This window comes from Dokdonia sp. R86516, assembly GCF_044596715.1.
Classification (GTDB): Bacteria; Bacteroidota; Bacteroidia; order Flavobacteriales; family Flavobacteriaceae; genus Dokdonia.
On sequence record NZ_CP138998.1, the window covers coordinates 2358569 to 2376116 of the forward strand.

The 17548-nt window shown below is 36.2% G+C and carries 21 protein-coding genes; 7 read left to right on the forward strand and 14 right to left on the reverse strand.

Going from position 1 to position 17548, the window contains the following annotated elements:
• Position 1: 1 nt before the first annotated feature.
• Positions 2-619 (reverse strand): M15 family metallopeptidase, encoded by a 618-nt coding sequence (locus SJY23_RS10575; RefSeq protein ID WP_396596316.1) that lies wholly within the window; start codon positions 617-619, stop codon positions 2-4.
• A gap of 73 nt (positions 620-692) precedes the next feature.
• Between SJY23_RS10575 and SJY23_RS10580 the strand changes: the two genes are divergently transcribed.
• Together SJY23_RS10580 and SJY23_RS10585 are read left to right on the forward strand one after the other, a co-directional pair.
• Entirely contained in the window at positions 693-1901 is a 1209-nt protein-coding gene (locus SJY23_RS10580; protein WP_396596317.1) for a class I SAM-dependent rRNA methyltransferase, read from the forward strand.
• 9 nt (positions 1902-1910) lie between these two features.
• A complete protein-coding gene (locus tag SJY23_RS10585) occupies positions 1911-3458 on the forward strand; it encodes a family 20 glycosylhydrolase (protein ID WP_396596318.1) in 1548 nt (515 codons plus the stop codon).
• On the opposite strand, the gene SJY23_RS10590 is transcribed toward SJY23_RS10585, so the two are convergent.
• The 3 genes from SJY23_RS10590 to SJY23_RS10600 all read right to left on the reverse strand — a co-directional run bounded on the left by SJY23_RS10590 (position 3448) and on the right by SJY23_RS10600 (position 5053).
• Complete coding sequence (locus SJY23_RS10590) at positions 3448-3879, reverse strand: hypothetical protein (RefSeq protein ID WP_035337609.1); 432 nt, start codon at positions 3877-3879, stop codon at positions 3448-3450. The genes SJY23_RS10585 and SJY23_RS10590 overlap by 11 nt on opposite strands.
• A gap of 118 nt (positions 3880-3997) precedes the next feature.
• A complete protein-coding gene (locus SJY23_RS10595) occupies positions 3998-4132 on the reverse strand; it encodes a hypothetical protein (RefSeq protein WP_396596319.1) in 135 nt (44 codons plus the stop codon).
• Positions 4133-4225: 93 nt separating this feature from the next.
• The gene (locus SJY23_RS10600) at positions 4226-5053 is read right to left on the reverse strand and encodes a VWA domain-containing protein (protein ID WP_396596320.1); all 828 of its coding nucleotides are present in this window, start codon (positions 5051-5053) and stop codon (positions 4226-4228) included.
• A gap of 245 nt (positions 5054-5298) precedes the next feature.
• On the opposite strand from SJY23_RS10600, the gene SJY23_RS10605 reads away from it, so the two are divergent.
• Positions 5299-6006: a hypothetical protein gene (locus tag SJY23_RS10605; protein WP_396596321.1), complete on the forward strand. Its 708-nt coding sequence runs from the start codon at positions 5299-5301 to the stop codon at positions 6004-6006.
• Between the two features lies 1 nt (position 6007).
• On the opposite strand, the gene SJY23_RS10610 is transcribed toward SJY23_RS10605, so the two are convergent.
• The 4 genes from SJY23_RS10610 to SJY23_RS10625 form a co-directional block, all read right to left on the reverse strand.
• On the reverse strand, positions 6008-7843 hold the full coding sequence (locus SJY23_RS10610) for an ABC transporter ATP-binding protein (RefSeq protein ID WP_396596322.1): 1836 nt from the start codon (positions 7841-7843) through the stop codon (positions 6008-6010).
• A gap of 34 nt (positions 7844-7877) precedes the next feature.
• A complete protein-coding gene (locus tag SJY23_RS10615; protein ID WP_396596323.1) occupies positions 7878-9605 on the reverse strand; it encodes a phospho-sugar mutase in 1728 nt (575 codons plus the stop codon).
• An 88-nt stretch (positions 9606-9693) separates the two neighbouring features.
• On the reverse strand, positions 9694-10635 hold the full coding sequence (locus SJY23_RS10620; RefSeq protein WP_396596324.1) for a glycosyltransferase: 942 nt from the start codon (positions 10633-10635) through the stop codon (positions 9694-9696).
• Positions 10636-10644: 9 nt separating this feature from the next.
• Positions 10645-11184, reverse strand: coding sequence for a DUF4199 domain-containing protein (locus SJY23_RS10625; RefSeq protein WP_396596325.1), 540 nt, complete (start codon positions 11182-11184; stop codon positions 10645-10647).
• A 181-nt stretch (positions 11185-11365) separates the two neighbouring features.
• Between SJY23_RS10625 and SJY23_RS10630 the strand changes: the two genes are divergently transcribed.
• The 3 genes from SJY23_RS10630 (at position 11366) to SJY23_RS10640 (ending at position 14216) form a co-directional block, all read left to right on the forward strand.
• Complete coding sequence (locus SJY23_RS10630) at positions 11366-11617, forward strand: type B 50S ribosomal protein L31 (protein ID WP_035337593.1); 252 nt, start codon at positions 11366-11368, stop codon at positions 11615-11617.
• A 300-nt stretch (positions 11618-11917) separates the two neighbouring features.
• The gene (ffh, locus tag SJY23_RS10635; RefSeq protein WP_396596326.1) at positions 11918-13246 is read left to right on the forward strand and encodes a signal recognition particle protein; all 1329 of its coding nucleotides are present in this window, start codon (positions 11918-11920) and stop codon (positions 13244-13246) included.
• 76 nt (positions 13247-13322) lie between these two features.
• Positions 13323-14216 carry a bifunctional 5,10-methylenetetrahydrofolate dehydrogenase/5,10-methenyltetrahydrofolate cyclohydrolase gene (locus SJY23_RS10640; RefSeq protein ID WP_035337588.1) on the forward strand — a complete coding sequence of 298 codons (894 nt, stop codon included), beginning with the start codon at positions 13323-13325 and terminating at the stop codon, positions 14214-14216.
• On the opposite strand, the gene SJY23_RS10645 is transcribed toward SJY23_RS10640, so the two are convergent.
• From SJY23_RS10645 to SJY23_RS10670, 6 genes are all read right to left on the reverse strand, one after another.
• Positions 14217-14504, reverse strand: coding sequence for a hypothetical protein (locus SJY23_RS10645; protein ID WP_035337586.1), 288 nt, complete (start codon positions 14502-14504; stop codon positions 14217-14219).
• Between the two features lies 1 nt (position 14505).
• Positions 14506-15204, reverse strand: coding sequence for a hypothetical protein (locus SJY23_RS10650; protein ID WP_396596327.1), 699 nt, complete (start codon positions 15202-15204; stop codon positions 14506-14508).
• Between the two features lie 81 nt (positions 15205-15285).
• Entirely contained in the window at positions 15286-15678 is a 393-nt protein-coding gene (locus SJY23_RS10655; RefSeq protein ID WP_035337581.1) for a cupredoxin domain-containing protein, read from the reverse strand.
• Positions 15679-16115: 437 nt separating this feature from the next.
• Positions 16116-16256 (reverse strand): hypothetical protein, encoded by a 141-nt coding sequence (locus SJY23_RS10660; protein ID WP_013749540.1) that lies wholly within the window; start codon positions 16254-16256, stop codon positions 16116-16118.
• Between the two features lie 29 nt (positions 16257-16285).
• Positions 16286-16444 carry a lmo0937 family membrane protein gene (locus SJY23_RS10665; protein ID WP_035337578.1) on the reverse strand — a complete coding sequence of 53 codons (159 nt, stop codon included), beginning with the start codon at positions 16442-16444 and terminating at the stop codon, positions 16286-16288.
• A gap of 135 nt (positions 16445-16579) precedes the next feature.
• Positions 16580-17002, reverse strand: coding sequence for a hypothetical protein (locus SJY23_RS10670; protein WP_396596328.1), 423 nt, complete (start codon positions 17000-17002; stop codon positions 16580-16582).
• Between the two features lie 108 nt (positions 17003-17110).
• Here SJY23_RS10670 and SJY23_RS10675 point away from each other — a divergent pair, with 108 nt between their 5' ends.
• On the forward strand, positions 17111-17545 hold the full coding sequence (locus SJY23_RS10675) for an Lrp/AsnC family transcriptional regulator (protein ID WP_396596329.1): 435 nt from the start codon (positions 17111-17113) through the stop codon (positions 17543-17545).
• Positions 17546-17548 lie beyond the last annotated feature (3 nt).

Genomic DNA, 17548 nt, shown 5'->3' on the forward strand with positions numbered 1-17548 from the left:
ATTACTCACAGTCAAAATCGATGTCGAGCACTTTGAGACCATAGTTCTTTGCATTATAATTAAAGTGCCACCACTCGGTACGAATAGGTGAGAAACCAAATTTTTTCATAACAGACCATAATTGCTTTCTATTTGCAGTTATGGTCTCATTATGTGGGTGATCAATATGAGCAGCTTTACCAAAAAAGTCATAGTCACTCCCCATATCTAGCGGAGTGCCATCAAGCTTAACAATAGTCATATCTATGGCAGCTCCACGATTATGTATGGAACCACTACCATATGGATTTCCTACGTAACCTGGATTAGGATAAATTTCCCACATTTTCTTCTGTACAGATAATGGTCTGTAGCAATCATATAGCTTTATCATGTAGCCTAACTCACAGAAGTAATTATTTGCATCTACAAGCGCCTCTGCCACCTCTGGTATGAGTAAGCATTGCACACAGTCATAAACTGTTTGTTTTAAAAAATTATCATCTGTAGCATAACGTACATCGTATGCAAAAGTTGAGTCAAACTGGTCTATATTTACCAGCGGACTTTCATCATCACTTTGAAAGGTTAGAAAAAAAAGGGCCGATACTACTAAAAAAAGCGTGCGATACATTCTCATACTGGAAAATTACGATTAATTTGGTTTTTTTCACGCTTTCGCGAAAGCGTAATTACATAATACTACATCTTACATGATAGATTTACCTCAAATAAAGACAAAGAGACTTGCAGTACACCTCACTACAAATGCCGAAAAGCTTGTAAAACAAGGACATCCTTGGATTTTTGAAAATAGTATAGCAAAGCTTAATAAAGCTGGAACCTCTGGTGACATTGCCATTCTTTTTGATAATCGATCAGATAAAGTGTTTGGAATAGGATTGTATGATCCAGATTCTCCTATAAGAATAAAGGTTCTTAGTAACGTACCGGCAACAATAAATGAGGAGTTCTTTAAAACTAGAATAAAAGAAGCATTCTTCTTGAGAAAACAGCTATTAAGGACAAACACCAATAGTTATCGTCTCATTTTTGGAGAGAATGATGGTTTTCCAGGACTCATAGCAGATGTTTATAATGATGTCATTGTTGTAAAAATTTACAGCGCTATCTGGTTTCCATATCTCGAAGAAATATTACCTGAGCTTATTGAAACCTCAAAAGCAAATACAATGGTATTGCGCTTAAGTCGAAACGTAGCCAAAGGTAAGTCACATGGATTTACAGATGGCCAGATTATATATGGAACTCTTAGTAATGAAGTGATTCGTTTTGTAGAACATGGAGTGAATTTTTCGGCAAACGTGATTCATGGGCATAAAACAGGATACTTTTTAGACCACCGCAACAATAGAAAAAGAGTAGGAGACATGGCAAAAGGTAAGACGGTGCTAGATGTTTTTAGCTATGCTGGAGGATTCTCTGTACACGCACTTGCTGGAGGAGCAAAAGAGGTGTTGAGCCTTGATATAAGTGCCCAGGCATTGCAAGTTGCACTAGAAAATGGTAAACTCAATGAACATAGAGGAAAACATAAGATTCTAGCCATAGATGCTTTTGTAGGCTTACAGCAACTTATAGATGATGGGGAAAAGTATGATATTGTTGTGATAGATCCACCAAGTTTTGCCAAAAGTGCAAAAGAAGTTAACACAGCTAAAAATAGTTATGCTAGACTGGCTCAATTAGGAACCAAATTAACAGCCAAAAGAGGGATGCTTGTTCTAGCATCTTGCTCATCTAGAGTAGAAGCAGAGGCGTTTTTTGACATCTGTGAACTCAATATTAAAAAGGCAGATCGCAAGTTTACAGTAGAAGGAAAGACGTATCATGATAGTGATCACCCTATTAGTTTTCCAGAAGGAGCATATCTCAAGTGTGGTTATTATAGATTAAACTAGTGTTGGATTATGGCTTTTAGATTTTTCATGCTTCTTATTTGTATCTCATTTTTTTCTTGTAAAAAGGAAAAAAATCTGGTATCTACAAATATTGATAAGCTCGTTCTTATCCCAATTCCAGATCAGATAGTTGAGGAGGATTACGGTTTTCTCTTTGATCAAGAAACGAGAGTGATGAGTGATACATTGCCAGAAGTGCAAGCAATTGCCACGCAGTTTAAAAGTCTTTTAAAACAAACGCCTTTTCCATTAATACTAGATAATGAAGTAGATGAAAATGTTGTTTCATTTAATATAGTGTCCAGTGACAGTATACCTTCTCCAGAGGGATACGTACTTGCTATAAATAACAAGAGGCTGTCACTTGCTGGATCTACACCTACTGGTGTCTTTAGAGGTATGCAAACGCTATTGCAAGTATTACCAGATGCTCTTATCGCAGGCAAGCAGATTGATAGTCTAGTCATCCCAGGTCTAAAAATTATTGATGAACCGCAGTACGAGTATAGAGGTATGATGCTAGACGTTGCGCGTCACTTCTTTACCGTAGATGAAGTAAAGCGTCTCATTGATCAAATGGCATTGTATAAACTCAATAAATTGCACTTACACTTAACCGATGATCAAGGGTGGCGTATAGAAATAAAATCATGGCCTAAACTCACAGAAATAGGAGGGAGCTCGTCTGTACGTGGTGAACGCCCAGGGTTTTATACTCAAGAGGATTATAAATCCATTGTAGCTTATGCTCAGTCAAAATTTATTACGGTGATTCCAGAGATTGACATGCCTGGACATACTAACGCAGCACTGGCATCTTATCCAGAACTCAACTGTAATGGTAAAGCTACTAAGTTGTATAGGGGAATGCGTGTAGGTTTTAGCACCTTGTGCGTAGATAAAGATATTACGTACGCCTTTGTAGAGGATGTGATAAAGGAAATAGCAGCAATGACACCTGGAACATATATACATCTAGGAGGTGATGAATCTCATGTCACTTCAAAAAAGGATTATAATATTTTTCTCAATAAAGTATTTTCAATAGTAAAGAAATATAAAAAACAAGTGATAGGTTGGGAAGAGATAGAAAGTGCCGGTGTAGATAGTACTTACATAGTACAACACTGGCAAAGAACCACTACCGCATCACGAGGACTTGCTCAAGGTGCAAAAGTTATTTTATCTCCTGCAAAGCGCATGTACTTGGATATGAAATATACTAAGAAATCACCTGTAGGTCTTACTTGGGCTGGAACGGTTGAGGTGGATAGTGCTTATATCTGGAAACCATCACAAATTTTTAAGGATGTGCCGCCTTCACAAGTGTTGGGAATCGAATCTCCTTTGTGGTCTGAGACCATAAAATCCTCTGATGATATTGAATATCTTGCTTTTCCTAGGCTTATAGGTCACGCCGAGTTAGGCTGGAGTAAGCGTAAAAATTATAACTGGGATTCCTATAAGTTGCGATTAAATAAGCATTATAATAGGATGAATATCTTAGGAATAAACTATTATAAATCCCCAGTACTTAAAACTAAGATTAAGCCGTAGTCTTTTTTACATTATATTCTCTTTGCTGCTCTGACGCCCAAGCAACCGCATCATTGAGGTTAAAGAATTTTTTAATTTTAGATTTAAAGAAAAGACGTTCTATAAGTATATCAGACTTTTCTTTTTCATTATAAGATACTACAGCAAAAGCACTAATAGAATTGCGAGCCTTAAAAAATTTAAGCCAGTCTTGAGGCACTAAAGAGTAGGAGTGTACGCGGTTAGATATGTAAGCTACCTTATTATTTTTGCCGTAATGGTTTTCGGCTAGATTGATAAGTTCTTGAGCCATATTCCAGTCAAAGAGTAAACCTTCATTAATTTCTGAGATGATAAAATCCTCAAAAAAATAGTAAGTCCCTGTGTCTAAGATGTACACGTCTTCTAATACATTGTTGAGATTTGATTCTGATACTAACATATTACAAAGATATTACTATTATCAAAAATACTATATGATAACAGTAATATGCAATCGTATCAATCTGTAAATATGCGTTTTATATCGATTAAGTACTCAAATTAAAGGGTTTAAATACCTATTCACAACCACTAGTGAATCCTGTTGCATCAAAAGAAGTTTGCACTAGACCATCTTGCCCGCCATTAATTACTTGAATTACAAGATTACTCATCCCACTTCCATCACGTTTTGGGCTGCAGTATTCAAACAAGTAAAAGCTATTTGCTTGTCCTGCTACTCCATTAGAAATATCATTGAATACAGACTCTAACTCTGCAGCATCAGCTGCAAAAACACTTTCTGTTTATCCTATTTTAGAAAGTATGCCTTCATCTATCTCTGAGCCTAAGCCTATAGTAAAAAAGCTTATATCATCATCTGCATTTGAAACTGCATCTACCGCCTCTTGTTCTGTATATCTTGCTGCTTGATCTGTTCCATCTGTAAAAACTACGACAGATGCTGCAGCAAATAGTTCTTCATTTTCAGAAGTATCAATAATATTATTTGCGATTTCAGAAGCCTTAATTACGGCCCCATATAAATCTGTAGAAGGATCATTGCTTATGTTTTCTGTAATTCCATCTATAGCTTCTTGAAGTACAGCTGCACTCGTGGTAAGTGGTTGTAGCTCATGAAGAACATCTTCTCCATCAAACCAGTAAATAGCCATTTTAAATGAATCTGTTGAGATTGCTGGCATCACATTAGATATGAAACTGCTAGAAGCTTGTTTAAGCTCTTGCAAGCTTGTGCTCAATACACTATTACTTAAGTCTAAAACTAGTAATGTATTATTTGAAAAAATTTGAGCATTTGGAGATATAACCCCTGATGCCTCAGAATTTGAAATTTCATTGTAGCAATCATTATTACGACCTTGTTCAAAAATCGTAAAATTAGAAGGCGTTAACCCTGCCACAGGACTTCCGTCGCTACCGTTGACTTTAAAGAATACCGACACCTTTGAAGGTAATGTTGTAAACGATTCTTGTATCGTAATATCAAGCTCTTGGGTTCCTAAGTTAAGACAATCTATATCTGTTGCGCTATTTCCATCATCATCTCTTGAGCTACAAGAAAAAGACAAGGAGGCTAAGATAAAAATAGCAAGTAGTGCACGTAGTTTCATAAATATCATTTGTTTGATGAGGTAAGAACGCATTACATTTTAATTTATTTCTTAATATGTTGTAATGAACAAGAAATTTTGCCAACTGATATATTGAGCTATAAATTTCAAATATTTTATCTTTGATTGCGTTTGTTTGCTGGTACGCTTTCGCGAAAGCGTACTTTTAAGAAACAATGGCATACTTTATGGTAAATATGCATGGAAGCCATAATTTTAAAATGTTACATCGACTCACTTACTATTTGAAAACTACTTTCCCCATATCAATTAAGGTTGTTCCATTATTAGTCTTACTCTTGGTTACTCTAAGTGCACAGGCTCAAATAGATGCGCCTAGTGCTTCTATAGAAATTAAGGGGAAGCAGCCTAATGATGTACCAGCGCCTGTGTTTATAGCACCTATGGCACGAGAAAAGAGCAGTGATGTACAGTCGGGCTCCCTTATTTTTAAGAGTAAAGTAAAGCTTAAAGATCCTTTTAAATCAAATGAGAAAAGAGAGATCAATTTTATGGAAGGCACCGACTTTGCAGAGAAAACGTATACTGCTCTAGAGAATAAAATGAATAAGTCTCAAGAAAAAGATATAGAAAAACTTCGTCCAGAATATTTTAGAAACCAAAATCTAGGAGACTTTAAAAGCGGTTCTAAATTTGTAAACTTTACGTATAGAGATCACGGCGCTGTAGATGGAGATCTAGTAAGTGTGAGTGTCAATGATACGATTGTGCATCCTAGAATATTTCTTGAAGGCCAGTTTCAAGGATTTTATCTCGATCTTAAAAAAGGATTTAATAAAATAGAAATTAAGGCACTTAATCAAGGCTCAGTAGGAGCAAATACAGCACAGTTTGTAATGTATGACGATATGAAAAAGGTGATTTCTTCAAACACTTGGTTTCTAGCATCTGGATACACAGCAACCGTTGTCATCGTAAAAGAAAACGACTAGTCTAAGCTTCTTCAAAAGATTGCATCGACACTAGTTTGTGATACATACCTTTTTTATCAATAAGCTCTTGATGTTTTCCTTGCTCTACAATTTCTCCTTTTTGCATGACTACAATCTCATCTGCATTTTGAATGGTAGAAAGTCTGTGAGCAATTACGATTGAAGTTCTGTTCTTCATCATGTTTTCTAGCGCTTTCTGAACGAGTCGTTCACTTTCTGTATCTAATGCTGAGGTAGCTTCATCTAGAATCATAATAGGCGGATTCTTGAGAACCGCTCTAGCAATAGAGAGGCGTTGTTTTTGCCCTCCACTTAATTTATTACCACTATCACCTATATTAGTATCAAGCCCCTTTGGAAGGTCTTTTACAAACTCCCATGCATTGGCAATTTTTAATGCATCAATAATTTCTTGGTCAGTGGCGTTTTCTTTACCTAGATTAATATTATTACGTATGGTATCATTAAAGAGAATAGCGTCTTGAGTGACTAAGCCCATGAGGTTACGTAGGGATTTTTTAGAAATATCTCTTATATCTGTATCGTCTATTTTTATGTTTCCTTTATTAACATCATAAAAACGAGTAACTAGATTTGCAATAGTACTTTTTCCAGAACCAGATTGCCCTACTAGTGCTACAGTATGTCCCTTCTTTACATTGAGTGTGAAGTTCTTGAGTACACTTTCCTCATCATACTTGAAAGAGATGCCCTCTAAACCTATACGACTGTTAAAAGTATCTTTGCTAACGGCTTTGGGGTTATCTTTTATAATTGTTTCAGTTTCTAAAACTTCTAGAATACGAGCGGCAGCAGCGTCTCCCTTTTTAACGGAATAACTTGCTTTTGCTATTGCTTTTGCAGGGGTTAAAATTTGGTAAGCTAAACCCATATAAACAATAAACTGAGCCCCATCTAATCCTCCAGAACCATCTAATACCATATTACCACCGTACCATAATAAGATTCCGATAACTGTAATTCCCAGAAACTCACTTACGGGAGATGCTAAGTTTTGCCTATGTGTAAGTGTATTACTGTATTTTTCAAAATTGCTAGTAGAGGTTTGAAACTTGGTTTCCATTCTATCTTCGGCTGCAAATCCTTTTATAATTTTAAGATTGGCTAGTGTTTCTTCTACGAGGGACAAGAAATATCCTTGTTCTGTCTGTACTTGACCTGATTTCTTTTTGAGACTTTTTCCAATTTTTGAAATTATAAATCCAGCTACAGGAATAAAAATAAAAACAAACAGAGTAAGCTGTGCACTCATGAATAACATAGTGCCTATCGCAAATAGAATAGTGAGAGGTTCTCTTATAAAAAGTTCTAGTATCGATAAAAAGGAATGTTGTACTTCAAGAACATCAGAGGTGATTCTTGCAATAGTATCTCCTTTCCTTTTTTCTGAGTAGAAACTCAAGTTAAGATGGACAATACGGTTGTACATCTTATTACGAATGTCTTTAAGTACTCCATTTCTAAGATAGGTAATGAAGTAGTTTGCTAGGTATCCAAAGACGTTTTTTAATAAAAAGGTCACAATGACAAGGCCAACCATGATACCCAATACATAAACGTCTCCATGCAGATCAGTTTGCGTATTGATAAAGTAGTTAAGAGAGTCATCTAGAAAGGTTTTTAAGCTGCTAGAAGATTCAAGAGTAGGTCTTATTCTCACAGGATCCACTTGTTTAAGTAGCACTGTAAGCATGGGTATAAGGGAGACGAAAGCTAACGTACCAAAAAGAGCATATAAAATATTAAACAAAATATTTAAAAATCCGTATTTCTTATAAGGAATGGCAAACTTGAGAATCTTCTTAAAATATTCCATAGGGTGTTTCCGCTTGCGCGAACTATTGAGTTGTTTAAACGCCTAATGCATTTTTTATACCAGCAAGACGTTTATCTAGTGAAGCAGAAATTGTGTCATATTCACTCAGCGAAGCTAGCGGATCATTTACACTTATATAGAACTTTACTTTAGGTTCTGTACCACTTGGTCGTGCTGCCACTTTGCTGCCATCTTCTGTATAAAATATAAGCACATTAGACTTAGGAACATCAATGGTAGTGGTCTCTCCCGTAAGCAGGTCACGACTAGTAGACGATTGGTAATCTTCTACACGTATCACTTTACTTCCATTAATTTCTTTCATAGGCTCTAGGCGAAGATTTTTGAGCATTTGCTTGATTTCTTCTGCGCCAGATTGTCCTTTTTTTACAAGGGCAATGAGTGTTTCTTTGTAAAAACCGTGTTTTACGTACAGCGACTTCAGTTTTTCAAACAGTGTTTGTCCTTGTTCTTTTGCTTGCGCAGCAATCGTACAGGCGAGTAGGGTAGCGGTCACGGCATCTTTATCTCTTACAAAATCTCCTACCATGTACCCAAAACTTTCTTCACCACCACCTACAAAGTGCTGGTTAGGGTAATCCACAATCATTTTGGCAATCCATTTAAAGCCAGTAAGTCCTGTTTTACATTCTACATCATAGGCATCTGCAAGTACATCCATCATAGGTGTAGACACAATGGTGCTTCCTATAAATGGTGCTGTGTGTTGATCTGCGCTTTCGCGAAAGCGTTCTAATAAATAATCAGTCATTAAGATCATAGTTTGATTACCATTTAAAATGGTAAGCTTGCCATCATCACCTCTCACAGCAATACCTAGGCGATCACAGTCTGGATCTGTACCTATGACTATATCTGCATTTTTTTCTTCACCAAGCTCTAGCGCCATTTTAAGAGCGGCAGTTTCTTCTGGATTAGGAGAAACCACTGTAGGGAAATTACCGTCTGGAACCTCCTGTTCTTTTACAATATTAAGTGTGGTGAAACCAGCTTGTCTCAACGTATCTGGAACGAGCGTGATAGAGGTGCCGTGTAATGAGGTAAATACAATATTGAGGTCCTTCTTTGTTTTACTAGTAAGACCAAAAGATACATTTGCAACACTTGCATCTATAAAAGCTTTATCTACATCCTTATCGACAAGTTCAATAAGGGAATCATTTCCTTCAAATTTTATGGCACTAAAGTCAAGCGCCTCAATCATAGCTATAATTTCGGCATCTTGTGGTGGCACAAGTTGTCCACCATCTTCCCAGTACACTTTGTAACCGTTGTATTCTGGAGGGTTGTGACTTGCAGTGAGTACAATACCGCACTGGCAATCTAGATGACGCACAGCAAAACTCAATTCTGGTGTAGGTCTTAGATCAGAAAATAAGAAAACTTTAATGCCATTTGCCGAAAATACATTTGCAACCACTTGGGCAAGTTCTTTACTATTATGACGGCAATCATAAGCAATAGCGACCTTTATGTCCTTATTAGGAAATTGTTTATGCAAGTAGTCAGATAGACCTTGAGTGTTTTTTCCTAATGTATATTTATTAATTCTGTTAGTCCCAGCTCCCATGATACCGCGCATACCGCCAGTACCAAATTCTAAATTCTTATAGAAACTATCTGCTAGCTCCTCTGGATTGTGAGCGATATTTTCTTTAATGGCTTGCTGAGTTTCCTCATCAAAGGTTGCTGTAAGCCATGCATTTGCTTTCTCTAAAATAGCGGGATCGTGGTATACCATAAGGATAAGTGTTGTTTACTAACAAAAATACGATTTTGTTATAATTTGTAAAGCTCCCACGATTGTTGTCTACGTGGTGAGCTACGTGTTATATAGTCTCTTTAATATTATATCTCTTTTTATCACGTTTTGATCTTAGTACGAGTTCTCCTAAGAAGCCAGCAATAAATAGTTGAATACCTATAAGCATCGCAACAAGTGAGATGTAAAATTGTGGTCTCTCCGTAATAAGTCTACCAGCTCTATTCACAAATAGTTTATCTACACCTAAATAGCCGGCAAACCCAAAACCTATTACAAACATGAGTACACCTAAGGCTCCAAAAAGGTGCATAGGTCGCTTTCCAAAACTTCCTAAAAACCAAATTGTGAGTAAATCTAAAAAGCCATTTAAAAAGCGCTCCATACCAAATTTAGTCTCACCATACTTTCGAGCTTGATGCTGTACTACTTTTTCACCTATGTTTGAAAATCCTGCATTCTTAGCAAGCACTGGGATGTAGCGGTGCATCTCGCCATATACATCTACGGTTTTTATTACTTCTCTTTTGTAAGCTTTTAAACCACAATTAAAGTCGTGTAGTTTGAGTCCGCTAGTTTTTCTCGCTGCTGCGTTAAAGAGTTTGCTAGGTAAATTTTTTGCGATGACAGAGTCGTAGCGCTTCTTTTTCCACCCTGAGACTAGGTCATACTTATCTTGGGTAATCATTCGGTATAAGTCTGGAATCTCCTCTGGATTGTCTTGCAAATCTGCATCCATAGTGATAATCACATCACCTTCGGCAGCTTCAAAACCTGCGTGTAGTGCTTGTGATTTACCGTAGTTGCGGTTAAAGCGAATTCCTTTGATGTTATCACGCTTTCGCGAAAGCGTATCTATCACCTCCCAAGAACCATCTGTGCTTCCATCATCTATAAATAGGATTTCATAAGAAAAACCATTGGTTTCCAGAGTTTCTGAAATCCAATGGTGTAGTTCTTTAAGTGATTCTTCCTCATTAAGTAGAGGTATGACAACAGATATTTGCATAAATAGTTTTTAAGCGTCTGCGTATGGGTTTTCTTTTTTCATTATTAAACCTCCTATTAAAGAGATAATGAAGCCGAAAAATAATGACAGCATGATAGCAATAGGAATCATAAAGCCAATCTTAGTAAAAGGTTCTTGAAAAGAAATAGTCTGATCTATTTGTGAGTCTGTCATGTCTGGATACATCTCAATCATTTGAGTACGTAGCGCATCAAGTGCTAGTTCTGAGTAATTAGGTTCCAGAACTTGAGTGAGTACGAGAACCCATAGAGCACCTAAAAGTGCTGCTATTAGTGATACTCCTAAGCCAATTTTAATCGCTTGTCCAAGTTTTAAAAAACCTCCGTTACTTTCTTTAAAAGCTTTTAAAGCTAGAATAATAACTACTACTGTCATTATAAAATTGAGAACCCCTAATGACCAATGAGGGGCAAGGAAGTTATCTGTTACGTATAATATTACATTAAAGAGAATGGCTAGTATACCTAGTACTAGACCAAATTTGAGCATTACATCTTTTGCAGATGTTGGTTTGTCTTCTAATATCATAATAATGGTTGTTTTGGGTTATGGTCAGTTAGTACACAAATATACAATATCGTTACACCGAGCGTAGAAAAATCGTAACTTCGTGAAATAGGTGATATTTATTTTAAAAAATAGTTGTTCGTTTTTAAAATTTGTGTAAATTTGCACCTCGAAAAATAGAATAATTTTAAGTACGATTATAATGAAAGCAGATATACACCCAGAAAATTTTAGAGTAGTAGCATTTAAAGACATGTCTAATGATGAGGTGTTCTTAACAAAATCTGCTGCAGATACTAAAGAAACTATTGAGATCGAAGGAACTGAGTATCCTTTAATAAAATTAGAAATCTCTAGAACGTCACATCCATTCTATACAGGTAAAGCTAAGCTTGTAGATACAGCTGGACGTATTGATAAGTTCAAAAACAAATACGCTAAGTTCAAGAAGTAATTTCTTGATCTTATTTAAGTACAAAGCCTCCTTTTTAGGAGGCTTTTTTTATTTGTAATAGTTAAGTAGGTGGCGCTAATGCTTCGGTGGTTTGTTGTATAGATAGGCAGTAGTACTTTACTACAGTGTTATTTTTGAGTGGGACAAGGGCAAGTGTGATTAAATTATACTTGTAACCCTAGTAGTCTGGTTCTGGTTGTTATGATTTTTATAGACATTTTTATATAATCTGTAATTATTATACGACTGATAAACCACTACAAATACTTAAATTTGCAACCTTTACAATAGCAGATAACTATGTTTGATAATTTAAGTGATAAGTTAGATAAAGCCCTACACGTACTCAAAGGTCACGGTAGCATTACGGAAGTAAACGTTGCAGAGACGCTTAAGGAAGTGCGTCGTGCTCTTATAGATGCAGATGTTAACTTTAAGACAGCAAAGGAATTTACAAACCGTGTTAAAGTAAAAGCTCTTGGAGCAGATGTATTAACTACGCTCCAGCCTGGACAGTTAATGGTTAAGCTAGTAAAAGACGAGCTTACAGAATTAATGGGAGGTGATGCAGCTGGAATTAACCTTTCTGGTACACCGTCTATTATTTTAATGTCAGGATTACAAGGTTCTGGTAAGACAACTTTCTCAGGTAAGCTTGCAAACTTCCTTAAAACCAAGAAAACAAAGAAACCTTTACTAGTTGCCTGTGATGTATACCGTCCAGCAGCAATTGATCAGCTACACGTAGTAGGAGATCAGATCAAGGTAGATGTATATTCTGATCGTGATGAGAAGAACCCAGTCAAGATTGCTCAAGATGGTATCGCTTTTGCAAAAGCAAACGGTCACAATGTAGTAATTATTGATACAGCAGGTCGTCTTGCTGTAGATGAGGCAATGATGAAAGAAATTGCAGATGTACACACTGCAATACAACCACAAGAGACACTTTTTGTAGTAGACTCGATGACTGGTCAAGATGCTGTAAATACAGCAAAAGCTTTTAATGATATCCTTAACTTTGATGGTGTTATCCTTACAAAGCTAGATGGTGACACTAGAGGTGGTGCTGCAATCTCTATTAAATCTGTAGTAAACAAACCTATTAAGTTTATAGGTACTGGGGAGAAAATGGAGGCGATAGATGTATTCTATCCTTCACGTATGGCAGATCGTATTCTTGGAATGGGAGATGTTGTATCTCTTGTAGAAAGAGCTCAAGAGCAGTTTGACGAAGAAGAAGCTAGAAAACTGCAAAAGAAGATTGCAAAAAACCAATTTGGTTTTGATGATTTCTTAAAACAAATACAGCAAGTAAAGAAAATGGGTAACATGAAGGACCTTATGGGAATGATCCCAGGTGCCGGAAAGATGCTCAAAGATGTAGATATAGATGATGATGCTTTTAAGCATATAGAGGCAATCATACACTCTATGACGCCTAGTGAGCGTGAAAATCCCGCTACGATAAACGCCAGTCGTAAAAAACGTATAGGGAAAGGTTCTGGTACATCTGTGCAACAAGTAAATCAGCTACTTAAACAATTTAATCAGATGAGTAAGATGATGAAAATGATGCAAGGAGGCGGAGGCCGCAAGATGATGCAGATGATGAATCAAATGAAATAAAATTATCCTAAAAAGGCGCCTTAACGGGTGCCTTTTTAATTTTACAAATACAAACTAAACCATAACGCTATTACCTATGACTATTCTTGACGGGAAGAAAACATCAAATGACATTAAAAACGAAATCAAAGCCGAAGTTGATAAAATGAAAGCAAATGGTGAGAAGGTTCCTCATCTTGCTGCTGTGATTGTAGGTAATGATGGAGCTTCTCTCACATATGTAGGGAGCAAAGTACGTGCATGTGAGCGTGTAGGTTTTGAGTCTACTATGGTGCGCATGACAAACACGACTAGTGAAATTGAATTACTAGATAAAATTGAAGAGCTTAACCAAAACGAAGATATCGATGGTTTTATAGTGCAGCTACCACTACCACCTCAGATAGATACTCAAAAAGTATTACTAGCAGTAGATCCAGATAAGGATGTAGATGGTTTTCACCCTACAAACTTTGGAAAGATGTCTCTTGATATGAGTACATTTATCCCTGCAACGCCTTTTGGTATCCTTGAGCTTATGGATCGCTACGGTGTAGAGACTAAGGGAAAACATACCGTGGTTATAGGACGTAGCCACATTGTAGGTAGACCTATGAGTATATTAATGGGGCGTAAAGGTTTCCCAGGAAACTCTACGGTTACCCTAACACACAGTCATACTAAGAATATAACGCAAATTACATCACAAGCAGATATCATTATTACTGCACTAGGAGTTCCTGGATTTCTTAAAGCCGAAATGGTAAAAGATGGAGCTGTAATTGTAGATGTGGGAATCACTCGTGTACCAGATGAAACTCGTGAGAGAGGATATTATATTACTGGTGATGTAGACTTTGAGCCTGTAAGTAAAAAGGCGAGTTTTATTACGCCAGTACCAGGAGGAGTAGGGCCTATGACTATCGCAATGCTACTTAAAAACACATTGCTTGCACGTGAGCGTCACAGAGCGATGTCTAAGAAAAAGTAATTAGGCATTTCTTGCGGCTCCAAAGAAAATAGGAATCGCAATCATGAGCATGCTCATAATTCCTAGGATAGTAATAATCCAGTTATATCGTTTGCCAATTAATCTTGATAAAACATATAGCAAAGCTGTTGCAACTCCTAGAATAAGTGGAATCCCAGCAACCGAAGCTGCGTTCTTGCTTAGCGTACCATAATCGCCATAGTAGAGCATTGCGGTACAGATGATAATAAAACAGCCCAAAGTGATTAAGTTCCACTTTGGGCTGTTCTTTTTTTGTGTAAAGCTCATATTATTTGATGACGTTTACATCTGTAAAGTATAGCCTAAAGCTACCATCTTCACTCTTGTGATCTGTTGCTATAGAGAGCCCTTCGATATTTTTGTAACCTTCAAAAGTTGTAATCATAGAAGGCTCTGTAGCATTTCCTTTTCTAAAAACCCATTCGGTAATTACATAATCATCTCCGTAGTAAAAGTCGTAGGCATCTCCTGGTGTGTAACCTCCTTCATTTCCGTAGAGAAGAGTGAGTTTTTTAGTTTGCTTTCGCGAAAGCGGACTCATTACACTATCGGTTACTTTTATTGAAGTTCCCTCATCCCAAACAAGTTGATAAGGAGCAAGAAGCCAGTATTTGTCATTTATAAACCCTTGGTCTGCTTGCATTGATGTGCTGTCTACAGTAGCGCGATTGTATGAAATAGTATCTCCAGCGGCAATCATAGTCACATCATTTGTGACTGGTTTCCATGACCATGAACGATTTGCTACAGTAGCGCCGTTGCGATCTACATTAAATGTAAAGTCAATTTGCTTTACATCTTTCCAGTTTGCAAGACCGTTTGCATAAGCAATTTTTTCTGCTTCTGTCGTTGGTGTAAATGTAGCTTCAACTTTTAAGTTGTTTGTATCTCTTGTAGAAGTAGTATTCTTCTCTTTACAGCTTAAGATAACTAGAGAAGATGCTAGAAGCATTGAGTATAATTTCATAGTGTTATTTTTGAATTACAAAAATAACTAAAAAAAAGCCCTGTATAAGATTATACAAGGCTTTGCTATATTTATTATAGATTACTGTACTACAAGAACGTTGTCTGTAGATGTCTTGTTAAGTGGGCAGAAGTAAACATACTCGCCTTTAGTGAGTTTTGTAACGTTTGAAGTTCCTGTCGTATTGTTAGGTACTACTGCAGTTACATAAGCAGTTTTGATGTGATTTTCTGGATTAGAAATATCTTTTCCTTTAGGTACTAAAACAAAACCTACATCTGTACCTACATTGTTATTTGCAATTGAAAACGTGTAAGTACCTTCACTTACTACGATTTGCTTTTGAGTAAACTCTCCTTTAGTTTGCTCTAATGCGATTACTTTGTTTGAGCTCTCCTTCATCATTTTATCTTGAGCTTGTGCAGAGAAAGTTACTGTTAAAATAAGTACGAAAATTGAAATTATTTTTTTCATTGTTTTGGATTTTGAACGTAAATGTTTTTTAAAAATCAGTTTAGTAATTTCATGTTGGTTATAGTGATCACTAAAGCTTTACCATTTGAAATTCTTATGCTCGGTTGGACGGAGCTTTATGGCAACGCTTACATTTCAATAGCGATATTTTTTTGATTAGGTGGTAACTAGTTGTAAGTCAATTGTAAATAGCGCTTTTTTTTATGCTAAGTAATCCAAAAACAGTTTTTATAACGTATATAAATTTATATAGTGGTTCTCAAATGGATTGAGTCATTTGAGATTGATAAATAGAATGCAACGAGTTTCCTAAATGAATCCCTCATTTTAAAAACTGTCTGGTAAAGAAATGCTAAGAACATTTCATTTGTAAACAGTGGAAACAAAAAAAGCCTTTCCGTTATGGAAAGGCTTTTCTATTTAACTTTTTAATGATGCTAGTCTACTGCGTCTTCTACATCATCTACTGCATTTTCTACTGCGTTTCCTACTTTTTCACCAGTAGTTTTTTCTCTACAGCTTGAAAATGAAAGTGTGAAAATTGCGATTGCTGCTAGTGTTAAAAATTTCTTAGTCATTGTTTTATGGTTTATTGATTAATTTGTTTTTATAACTTTTTTCCAGTGGCTAGTCTGTAGAGAATACCTACTACAGCTAGTACAAGTAAGATGTGAATTAAACTTCCAACTGCATCTCCAAAGCCAAAATAGCCTACGAGCCAGCCTATAATTAGAAGTACTACAATAAGTGATATAATATCTCTCATAACAATTGGTTTTATAGTTATTTGATATTAAAAGTAGTTAGCTTACTGAGATTGAAGTATTTGCTTAACGCTATTTAACATAGCCCTCTTAATGTATTGACAATTTTCTTTAAAGAGTTTAGTGTCCTTGAGGCACTAGTTCTGTCTAGTCAATTGTAAAGACCATTTTTTAAATCCTGTCTCGAGTTTGTGAGCAGTATGTGCTAGCTGTTGTACACTATGACAGCGATTACGATAAAGTATTTCTAGTTTTTTGCAAAGCTTTGAAAGTTGGCTTATACGCTCTTCTATATGCTTTTGAAAGTGCAGCTTCTTAGAATAGTCGGCTGTTATAGAGGCTTCAGCAATAGACATGGGTAGTGATAATGCTGTGTGCGAAATAAACTCAGATAGGTTTGTGGCCAGCTCTTTTTCTGAAGGACAGTTTAAAATGCTTTGTTGCAAATTTCCTTTAGAAAGATTTCGCGAAAGCGTAAAAAGATCCATAGCTTCATTGTACAAAGCAAGACGCTTTATATCAAAAGATTGTTGAAGTTTAGGTTCTTGTACTATTTTCATCGTAAAGTAAAAATACAATTAGAATGGTTATTGTAAATTTGGTTTATTAAGCAAAAGAGGTTTTTTGCTTTAATAAAATTGTATTTTTAGCTCTTAAGTTTAAATTGTATGGTAGATACACTTAATAATCGTATTTTAAAATGTTTGCAAGAAAATGCAAGACAGTCTAATACTGCAATCGCAACTCAGGTGGGAATTAGTTCTCCTGCTGTGGGGGAGCGCATAAGAAAGATGGAAGACTCAGGAATTATACTAGGGTATAAGGCAGAAGTATCAGAAGAAGCGCTAGGATATCAACTTAAGGCAATTATTACGATTAGAGCTTTTATGGGGAAATTGAAACCCTTTTTAGAAAATGTAAAAGGATGGGAAGAGGTGGTAAATTGTTATCGTATTACTGGTAATGAAAATATCGTGATGGAAGTCGTGTTGCGCAATCAAAAGCACCTTGAGCAATTTATAGATAGAGTTATATCTTACGGAGAGTCAAAAACACAAATCGTATTATCACATGTTGTTGCTCAAAACCCCATTCTCAAATAAGTA